Raw genomic sequence first — 8,827 nt, 5'->3', positions numbered from 1 at the left:
GGCATTGCGAATTTGAGAGTGGACAACCATCAGAATTCTCAGGATTCTATCGCCGCCATCGAAGCTGCCATCCAACACGTCTCCGAGCAGCGCAGCTCTCTCGGTGCGGTGCAGAACCGATTGGAGCACACGGTGGCGAACCTCGATACGGTGAGTGAGAACCTGACCTCGGCGGAGAGCCGTATCCGCGACGTCGATATGGCGAAGGAAATGATGAACTTCACAAAGAACAACATCCTCCAGCAGGCCGCCACGGCCATGCTGGCCCAGGCCAACCAGGCCCCGCAGACCGTGCTCCAGCTCCTGCGGTGAGCCGGCGGATCCCATAATTGCGCCTTCATACCTCCCTTTCACAATTTCCATAGATGCAAGCAGAGGAACAGGGAACGGCAAAGCCGTTCCCTGTTCCTCTGCTTGCAGGAAAACATGTTTTTCGCTCACAGCCGAGATTCTTCCGGCTGACACGCTGGACAAGTCGGTCACGTGGACATCGAGCGACGATTTTGTCGCGGCGGTGTCGGAAGACGGATTGGTAATGGCGTTGACCGAAGGCTTTGCGGAGATTACCGCGACAACGGCGAATGGTATTTCGGCGACATGCGAAATAGAAGTGCTGCTGTCGCCGCGAAACCATTTGCGCCCAGGCGCGGTGGTGTGGTATGATAGAGACAATTGTAATACAGTATTGCAAAATTGTGACGGCGGCGCGGACGTGGCGGAGGTTTTTGTATGAGCATCGACAGCTTGATCGACAAAATCCGAGAGAAGAAAAATCCCACCGTGGCGGGGCTGGACCCGCGCCTTGCGTACCTGCCGGAGCCGTTGCTGCAAGACGCGATCGCCCGGGACGGCGAGACGCTGGCCGCCGCCGCGCGGGCCGTGCTCATCTTCAACCGGACGCTGGTGGACGCGCTGTACGACATCGTCCCCGCCGTGAAACTTCAGTCGGCCTGCTACGAATGCCTTGGCCCCGAGGGGATGCGGACGATGCAGGAGACCATCGCCTACGCCCGCGCCCAGGGGCTTTACATCATCGCGGACGCCAAGCGCGGAGACATCGGTTCCACGGCGGAGGCCTACAGCGCCGCCTTCCTTGGCACCGTGCGGGTGGGGCACACCGACATCGCGCCGTTTGACGCCGACGCGCTGACAGTGAACCCCTACCTCGGCACCGACAGCATCAAACCGTTTTTGGAGACCTGCCAGACGCGCGGGCGCGCGCTCTTCGTCCTCGGACGCACCTCCAACCGCTCCTCCAAAGAACTCCAAACCCTGCCCGCGCCCGACCGGCCCCTCTACCGCGTCGTAGCCGAACTGAGCGAGCGTTGGGGCAAGACATTAATGGGGAAATATGGATATTCATCCGTGGGCCTCGTGGTGGGCGCCACGCAGCCCGCGGAGATGACGGAGCTGCGCCGATACCTGCCCGGCACCTTCTTTTTGGTGCCCGGCTACGGTGCGCAGGGCGGGGCGGCCATCGACGCGGCGCGCGCCTTCGACACGCTGGGCCGGGGCGCCATTGTCAACTCCTCCCGCGCCATCCTATGCGCCTGGCAGAAGGCCGGGACTCCCGGCGCCTACGCGGACGCCGCCCGCGCCGAAGCCCTCCGCATGCGCGACGAACTCCGCCTCTACATCCCCTGTCTTTAAGGGGCTGCCAAACGATCCGTTGCAAATGCTTGCTTGCTTGTCTTTTTGGCGCAATCCTTTGTCGTCCTCCCTTGCAAGGCACCAAGCCTTGCGGCGGTCGTCCTTCGCGTCTTGCCCCAAAAATCCGGCGCAATCACTTCGCAACGGATCATTTGACAGCCCCTTGAGGAGCTGTCAAACAATCTTACGGCGGGACGCCGAGGACAGCGTCCCCTACATGACAACTAACAGGGGGGTGTCTTCAGCCGTGACTGTCACGGTTTTGTCAAACGAAAATCCGCGCCCGGGCGCGGCGGACCTGCGGGTCCGGGTGGACGCGTCCGCCCAAAGGCCGCGGGCCGGGCAGTTTGCCCACATCGCCTGTGGCGACGCGCTGCTGCTGCGGCGCCCGATCAGCCTCTGCGACTGCGACGAGGAGGCCGGCGTGTGGCGCTTTGTCTTTGAGTACAAGGGGCCGGGCACCCGGTATCTGGCCGCCCGAAAGCCGGGGGACACGCTCGATCTCCTCGGACCGCTGGGCCGGGGCTTTACCTGTGAACCGGAGGGTCCGCCCACGCTGCTCGCCGGCGGGGGCATCGGCGTACCGCCGCTGCTGCTCGCGGCGCGGCGCCTGACCGGCGCGGCCCACGCCGTCCTTGGATTTCGCGCCGCGCCGCTGGCCGTGCTGACCGACGAACTGGCGTCGCTGTGTGCCCGAACAGCCTTCTGTTCGGACGACGGCAGCTTGGGTACGCGCGAATTCACAGACGCCGTCGTTCGGCGGCTGCTGGCGGAGACCGCCTACGCCCGGGTGCTGGCCTGCGGGCCGCGCCCGATGTTGCGGGCCGTGGCCGAGGCGGCCCGGGCGGCGGGCGTGCCCTGTGAGGTGTCGCTCGAAGAGCGCATGGCCTGCGGCGTCGGCGCCTGCTTGGCCTGTGCCTGCCGGGTCGGGCGCGAGGCAGGAGAGACGTTCCGCCGCGTCTGCCTCGACGGGCCCGTCTTCGACGCGGAAACGGTGGTGTGGTGATGGATGCGAACCGGGCTGTCGACATGGCCGTGCCCTTTGCCGGCCTGACGTTTCAAAATCCGGTGGCTGTGGCCTCCGGCACTTTCGGATTCGGCCGCGAGTACGGGCAGTACTTTGACCTCGGCCGGCTGGGCGCCGTTTGCGTCAAAGGGCTCACGCTGCGCCCCCGGGCGGGCAACCCCCCGCCGCGCGTCGCCGAGACGCCGATGGGTATGCTGAACAGCGTCGGGCTCCAAAACCCGGGGGCGGAGGCGTTTTTGCGCGACGAGCTGCCGTTTTTGCGCGGGTTTGACACCCTCGTCGTCGCCAATGTGTCGGGCGATACGGTGGAGGAATACGCGGCGCTGGCCGGGCTGCTCTCGGACGGCGGCGTGGATATGCTGGAGGTCAACATCTCCTGCCCCAACGTAAAGGCCGGCGGCCTCCTGTTTGGCACGGATCCGCGTTCGGCGGCGGCCGTCACCGAGGCCGTGAAGCGCCGCGCGCGCGTCCCCGTCATGGTCAAACTCACGCCCAATGTGACGGACATCGCCGAGATGGCCCGCGCGGTGGAGAGCGCCGGTGCCGACGCGCTTTCACTCATCAACACGTTGGTGGGGATGCGCATCGATGTCCATACGCGCCGGCCCGTTTTGTACAGGGGGACAGGTGGACTCTCGGGGCCGGCCATTCGCCCTGTGGCCGTGCGCTGCGTCTACCAGGCGGCCCGTGCTGTGCGGCTGCCCATCATGGGCATGGGGGGGATTGCCTGCGCGGAGGACGCCGTAGAATTCCTGCTGGCCGGCGCCCACACCGTGGCCGTGGGTACGGCGCTGTTTCGGGACGAGACCGCGCCCCTCTCCATCCTCGAGGGCCTGACATCCTACTGCCAAGAAAACGGCATCTCCGACATCCGCACTCTCACCGGCGCCCTCCTCGAATAAAAATCTCTTGCCAGCACACCAGAACACCACAAAACAGATAGCAAAAACAAAAAACAACTATCAATTATCAACTATCAATTGTCAATTGTCAAACCGGGGGTGTGCACATGGCCAGGCTGTATGTGGTGCGCCACGCCGAGGCGGAGGGCAATCTTTACCGGCGTGCGCACGGACACTACGACAGTCTCGTCACGCCGAACGGACAGGCGCAGATCGGGGCCTTGCGGCAGCGTTTTGCGGCCGTACGCTTCGACGGGGTGTACACCAGCGACCTGGGCCGGGCGCGGCGGACGGCCGGCGCGCTGACCCCGGCGGACGGGCGGGCCATACAGTCTCTGCCGGCGCTGCGGGAGATCCACCTCGGCGCCTGGGAGGACAGGCCCTGGGGCGAACTGGCGCGCGCCGACGCTGCGCGCTACGCCGTGTTCGGTCGGGACCCGTGGCAGTTTTCCGTGCCGGAGGGCGAGAGCATGAGAACCGTGTGGGACCGCGTCTACAGGGCGGCGCGCGCCATCGCGGCGGCCCACCCGTTGCCGTCGGAGACCGTGGCCATCATCTCCCACGGCGTCGCGATCCGGTCGCTGCTGGCCCGGTTGTCGGGTCTGCCGCCCGCGCGCCTCGCGGAGATCCCCCACAGCGACAACACATCGGTGAGCTGCCTCGACTGGGACGGCGCGGGCGCGCCGGTCGTCCGCGCATTGGGAGACGGGTCCCACCTGGGGGCGCTGTCCACGTTTGCGCGGCAGCACTGGTGGCGCTCGGGGCAAGCGGCGGAGACCGACGTCAACTTATGGTTCCGGCCGATCTGCCTGCCGGAGGACGCCGATCTCGCGTATGCGTTCCGCCGGGACGCCTGGGTCTCCGTCTACGGTCATACACGCGGCTTTAGCGAACCGGCCACGCGCACCCACACGGTACGTATGGCCGGCGCCCACCCGCGCGCGGTCGTGTTTGCCATGCGCGGAGAGACGGCGGTGGGCTTGCTGGAGCTCGACGTCCAGGCGCTGACGCCGGACAACACCGGACACCTCTCGCTCGTCTACCTGCGCGCCGACGCGCGTGGGCAGATGCTGGGCGCCCAGCTCGTCGGCCACGCGGTCAGCGTCTACCGGTCGCTGGGCCGCCACGCCCTGCACCTGCGGGTGGCGGAGTCCAACCGGTCGGCCCGCCGCTTTTACGAGAAGATGGGCTTTGTCCACTGCACCCGCGAAGACGCCCCGCACGGCACTCTGTTTGCGCTGCAAATGCGCATATAGTTATCAGAAACAAGCTACTAAAAACCAGTAAATTTTGACAATAACTAACAACTCGCCCACTAACAACTAACCGGGGGGATCACATTGAAAGTGCCGCTGCGCTATCAGATCACAGAATATGATTGCGGCCCGACCAGTCTGCTCAACGCGGTCAGTTTCCTGTTTGACCGGGAGCAGATCCCGCCGGATGTGCCCAAGTACATCATGATGTACTGCCTCGACGCCTACAACGGGAAGGGTGAATTTGGAAAGAACGGCACCTCGCGGATGGCGATGATGTTTCTGAGCAACTGGATGAACCAGTTCTCCCGGGCCAAAAAATTCCCCCTCTCCTGTGACTATCTGTCGGGAGAGGAGGTGGGCGTCAGCCGCCACAGCGCCCTCGTCGGCGCGCTGCAGCAGGGGGGCGCTGTGGTGCTCCGTCTGTGGTACGGCTGCCAGCATTATGTCCTGCTCACCGGCGTCTGCTGCGACAAAGTGGACATGTTTGACCCCTACTACCGCAAACGTCCGTTTGGCCGGCCGGGCATCGCGCTCGTCCCGGACGGCGCGGCCTGCAACCGCCGTGTGGCGTTTGATGTCTTGAACAGCGAGGGCCGCACGCCGTACGCACTCGGACAGATGGACGACCGGGAGGCCGTGATCCTCTTCAACCAGGAGACACGCCAAACGGCGGAGTGGACCATCGAGTATTTTCTGTGACGGCGCGGCGCGAACGAACGCGTAAGATAAGCCCCGCCTACGACGGCGCATCTTCCGGTGTGTCTTCGGCGACGGGGAGGCGGACCTCGATGCGGGTGCCCACATCCTTTTGGCTCTGCAGGGAGATCTCCCCGCCGTAGAGGTTTACGATGTGTTTGACGATGGACAGGCCGAGCCCCGTGCCGCCCACTTTTTTGTCCCGGCCGGCGTCCACCCGAAAGAAACGCTCGAACACACGGGCCTGATGTTCCGGGGGGATGCCGATGCCCGTGTCCCGCACGACGAGCACGGCCGCGCGGCCGGCGGCCTGTAGGGTGATGTGCACCTGGCCGCCGGGTTTGTTGTATTTGACCGCGTTTTCGATCAGATTGACGCAGAGTTCATGGAGCTGCCGCCGGTTGGCCCGGACCGGGACGCTCTCCACCTCGGCGGTAATCTCGATCGCCGCGCCCCCCCGCACCGGGGAGACGGAATCGACCGCCTCGCGGACCACTTCGGCGAAATCGAAACGCTGGCTGTCCGGAGGCGCGCGCCGCGACTCAAGATCGGAAACAGTCAGGATATCGCCGATCAGCCCGGACATCCGCCGGGCTTCCGTTTCGATCCGCTGCAGGACCTCGTCCCGCTCGCTCTCCCCTGTGATGAGGCGGCGGCTCAGCATCTCCGAAAACCCCAAAATCGACGTGATCGGCGTCTTGAGCTCGTGGGAGGCGTTTGAGAAGAAATCCCGCTTCTGCTCCTCCAGCCGCCGCGCCGGGGTGATATCCAGCAGCATCACGGTCGCGCCGGTTCCGGTGCCGGGGCCGTTTGCGCCCGCCTCGCCGCTCGCGGCGGGCGACACGGACACGTGCAGCACGAGGCCGCCGGGCGTCTCCCGATCGAGCGCCGAGGAGCGCCCGTGGCGTAGCGCGTCGTCGAGGGCGCGGTGTATATCCGGGTCGCGGATCAGCGTGAGGATATCCTTGGAGACCACATCCTCCCGGCAGCCGAAAAAGAGCTTGGCACTCTGGTTGCACAGGAGGATCTTTTTCTGCCCGTCGATCAAAACAAAACCCTCGGCCATGTTCGAGAGAATGCTCTCGATTTTCTCGCGCTCCGCCAGCAGGCTCCGGTGGGACTGCGCGATGTTGCCGAGCAGCCGCCGGATGCTGCGCATCATATGCTCGATCTCGTAGTAAGTGGGCAACTCCGACAGCGCCGCGGCCGACTCCGGACCGATCGGCGTCAAGGCCTCCAAGTTGTCGGGGGCCAGGAGCGCCATCACCTTCTCCAGCGGGCTGGTGACGGCCCGGGAGAACCGGCCGGCCAAAAAGACAGCCAAAACCAGCGCGGCGCCCGCCGCCGCCAAAACGCCGGGGAGCTGCACGGCCATATTCGAGAGGGCTCCGGCGTAGTCGTGGGCGAGGCGCAGGACGTTGCCGTCCGGCATCTCCACGGCCGCGTACATGAAGGATCGGCCCAGCGTGTGGCTGTCGCGTACAGCCACGGTGGGCCGACCCAGCCGCGCGTGTTCGATTTCATCTCGGCCCGCGTGGTTTTCCATTCGGTCCGCGTCCGCCTCGGAGTCGTCCAGCACCGTGCCGTTCGGCGCGACAATCGTGACGCGCAGCCCGCCGGCAGACTGTGACAGCGCTGCGGCGTCGGCGCGCGCGTCATAGCCCGCCGCAGCGGCCAGCGTCAGCCGCACCAGCCAGTTCCGCGTTTCGTTCCGCATGTACATTGAAAAAAACGCGGCGGAGAGCACGCTGCAAATCACAATGGCCACCGCGGAAAGTGCCAGCAGCCGGTAAAAAATGGCCCTCTTCATCCAATCGTCCCCTCACGCATCCCGTCAGCCGATAAACCTGTAACCCACATTGCGCACGGTTTTGATGTAGCGGGGGGCCTCCGCGTCGTCGCCCAGTTTCCGGCGCAGGGTGCGGATGTGCATGTCCAGCGTCCGCGACTCACCGACAAATTCGCCGCCCCAAACCGTGTTCAGCAGTTCCTCCCGGGGGACAATCCGGGTCCGCGCGCCGAGCAGGCTCCACAGCAGTTCATATTCCTTGAACGTGAGGTCGATGAGCACGCCGCTTTTGCGCACCTCCCTCGTGTCGTGGTTCACCGTGAAATCGGAAAATGTGATCTGCCTGGGCGGGCCGTCGTCCGTTTCGCCGCCCAGGCGGCGAAACAGTGCGCGCAACCGCGCGCCGAGCTCCATCACGCTGAAGGGCTTGACAATGTAATCGTCCGCACCGCCGTCGAGACCGGACACCCGATCCCCTTCGGAGGTGCGCGCCGTCAGCAGTACGATGGGGAGCGTTTGGGTCTCGGGCGCCCGGCGCAGGCGCCCCATCGCCTCCAACCCGCTCATGCCAGGCAGCATGACGTCAAAAATCACGAGGTCCGGCCGCCGCGCCGCGACTGCGCGCAGCGCATCCTCGGCATTTTCAAAGCTCTCGACCTCATAAGAGAAGGAGACGAGCGCCCATCGGACAAGCTCTCGGATGTTCTCGTCGTCCTCCACGATGTAGATGCACCGGACCATCGGCCCGTCACCGTCCTCTCCCGAGCGTCTCCGAGGTTATCATACTCTTTCCGCGGCCAAAAGGGAAGGGGTAACCGCGGGGGTGCAATGCCCAGCGCTCAAAAAATCTGCGCGCTCTTGTGTGTGCCGGTGACGGAAAACTCCACCCATTCGCAGATGTTCACGGCATGATCCGCAATGCGCTCCAGATATTTGGCGATCAGCAGCAGATCGATGGCGCTGTCGATGTTGTCACCGTCCGCGCTGAAGATGTGGACCAGTTCCCGCTTGATGAGGTTGAAGTATTCGTCCACCTCGTCGTCCCGCCGCTGCGTCTCGCGGGCCAGGACCAGGTCCGTGTGCACATAGGACGACACCGCATCGCGCACCATCGACACGGCGGCGCCCGCCATCTGCGGGATGTGCCCGGAATCTGAAAAGACGTTTTTTTCGGCGATCCGCATCGTCAGTTCCGCGATGTCGGCGGCGTTGTCGCCGATACGTTCCATGTCCGTGATCATCTTGAGCGCGGTGGTGATCTTCCGCAGGTCGGAAGCGACGGGCTGTTCGCGGGCGATCAGCCACAGGCAGCGGGACTCGATCGCCTTCTCCAGCTCGTCGATGGTCTGGTCCCGGCGGATGATCCGTTCGCAGAGCGCCAGGTCATGGCTCGTAAAGGCCCGCGCGGAGTCCTCAATCGCGCTCTCGATCAGGCTCCCCATCTTGATGATCTCCACATGCAGGTGTTCGAGTTCGTGTTCATAGTGTGATCGCACCACCGCGC

10 protein-coding genes are annotated in these 8,827 nt (G+C 64.9%); 7 read left to right on the top strand and 3 right to left on the bottom strand.

The annotated features are described in order from the left end of the window. From LBK75_11190 to LBK75_11160, 7 genes are all read left to right on the top strand, one after another. Positions 1 to 312: flagellin (locus LBK75_11190; protein ID MDR1158842.1), on the top strand; the 312-nt coding region annotated here is incomplete at its 5' end. A gap of 49 nt (positions 313 to 361) precedes the next feature. Beyond that, positions 362 to 733 (top strand): Ig-like domain-containing protein, encoded by a 372-nt coding sequence (locus tag LBK75_11185; protein MDR1158841.1) that lies wholly within the window; start codon positions 362 to 364, stop codon positions 731 to 733. Then, complete coding sequence (gene pyrF / locus LBK75_11180) at positions 730 to 1,650, top strand: orotidine-5'-phosphate decarboxylase (protein MDR1158840.1); 921 nt, start codon at positions 730 to 732, stop codon at positions 1,648 to 1,650. The genes LBK75_11185 and pyrF overlap by 4 nt, the downstream gene beginning before the upstream one ends. A 247-nt stretch (positions 1,651 to 1,897) precedes the next feature. Further along, entirely contained in the window at positions 1,898 to 2,656 is a 759-nt protein-coding gene (locus LBK75_11175) for a dihydroorotate dehydrogenase electron transfer subunit (GenBank protein MDR1158839.1), read from the top strand. Beyond that, on the top strand, positions 2,656 to 3,579 hold the full coding sequence (locus LBK75_11170) for a dihydroorotate dehydrogenase (protein ID MDR1158838.1): 924 nt from the start codon (positions 2,656 to 2,658) through the stop codon (positions 3,577 to 3,579). The genes LBK75_11175 and LBK75_11170 overlap by 1 nt, the downstream gene beginning before the upstream one ends. 107 nt (positions 3,580 to 3,686) lie before the next feature. After that, a complete protein-coding gene (locus LBK75_11165) occupies positions 3,687 to 4,835 on the top strand; it encodes a GNAT family N-acetyltransferase (GenBank protein MDR1158837.1) in 1,149 nt (382 codons plus the stop codon). A gap of 84 nt (positions 4,836 to 4,919) precedes the next feature. After that, positions 4,920 to 5,537, top strand: a complete 618-nt coding sequence (locus LBK75_11160) for a peptidase C39 (protein MDR1158836.1) — start codon at positions 4,920 to 4,922, stop codon at positions 5,535 to 5,537. Between the two features lie 37 nt (positions 5,538 to 5,574). Here LBK75_11160 and LBK75_11155 read toward each other — a convergent pair whose 3' ends face one another. The 3 genes from LBK75_11155 to phoU all read right to left on the bottom strand — a co-directional run bounded on the left by LBK75_11155 (position 5,575) and on the right by phoU (position 8,822). Next, positions 5,575 to 7,344, bottom strand: coding sequence for a PAS domain-containing protein (locus LBK75_11155; protein ID MDR1158835.1), 1,770 nt, complete (start codon positions 7,342 to 7,344; stop codon positions 5,575 to 5,577). A 24-nt stretch (positions 7,345 to 7,368) separates the two neighbouring features. Then, positions 7,369 to 8,064, bottom strand: coding sequence for a response regulator transcription factor (locus tag LBK75_11150; protein MDR1158834.1), 696 nt, complete (start codon positions 8,062 to 8,064; stop codon positions 7,369 to 7,371). A 98-nt stretch (positions 8,065 to 8,162) separates the two neighbouring features. Further along, positions 8,163 to 8,822: a phosphate signaling complex protein PhoU gene (gene phoU, locus LBK75_11145; protein ID MDR1158833.1), complete on the bottom strand. Its 660-nt coding sequence runs from the start codon at positions 8,820 to 8,822 to the stop codon at positions 8,163 to 8,165. Positions 8,823 to 8,827: the final 5 nt, after the last annotated feature.

It is taken from the genome of Oscillospiraceae bacterium (genome assembly GCA_031265355.1).
In the GTDB taxonomy this organism is placed as follows: Bacteria; Bacillota; Clostridia; order Oscillospirales; family UBA929; genus JAIRTA01.
The sequence above is the reverse complement of the archived record's forward strand: the minus strand, read 5'-3'. Positions and strand labels throughout refer to the sequence as shown.

What these genes read in the sequence shown, in the direction of transcription:
- pyrF (MDR1158840.1), top strand. Translation starts at nt 730, where the DNA reads ATGAGCATCGACAGCTTGATCGACAAAATCCGAGAGAAGAAAAATCCC.
- LBK75_11170 (MDR1158838.1), top strand. Translation starts at nt 2,656, where the DNA reads ATGGATGCGAACCGGGCTGTCGACATGGCCGTGCCCTTTGCCGGCCTG.
- LBK75_11165 (MDR1158837.1), top strand. Translation starts at nt 3,687, where the DNA reads ATGGCCAGGCTGTATGTGGTGCGCCACGCCGAGGCGGAGGGCAATCTT.
- LBK75_11155 (MDR1158835.1), bottom strand. Translation starts at nt 7,344, where the DNA reads ATGAAGAGGGCCATTTTTTACCGGCTGCTGGCACTTTCCGCGGTGGCC.
- LBK75_11150 (MDR1158834.1), bottom strand. Translation starts at nt 8,064, where the DNA reads ATGGTCCGGTGCATCTACATCGTGGAGGACGACGAGAACATCCGAGAG.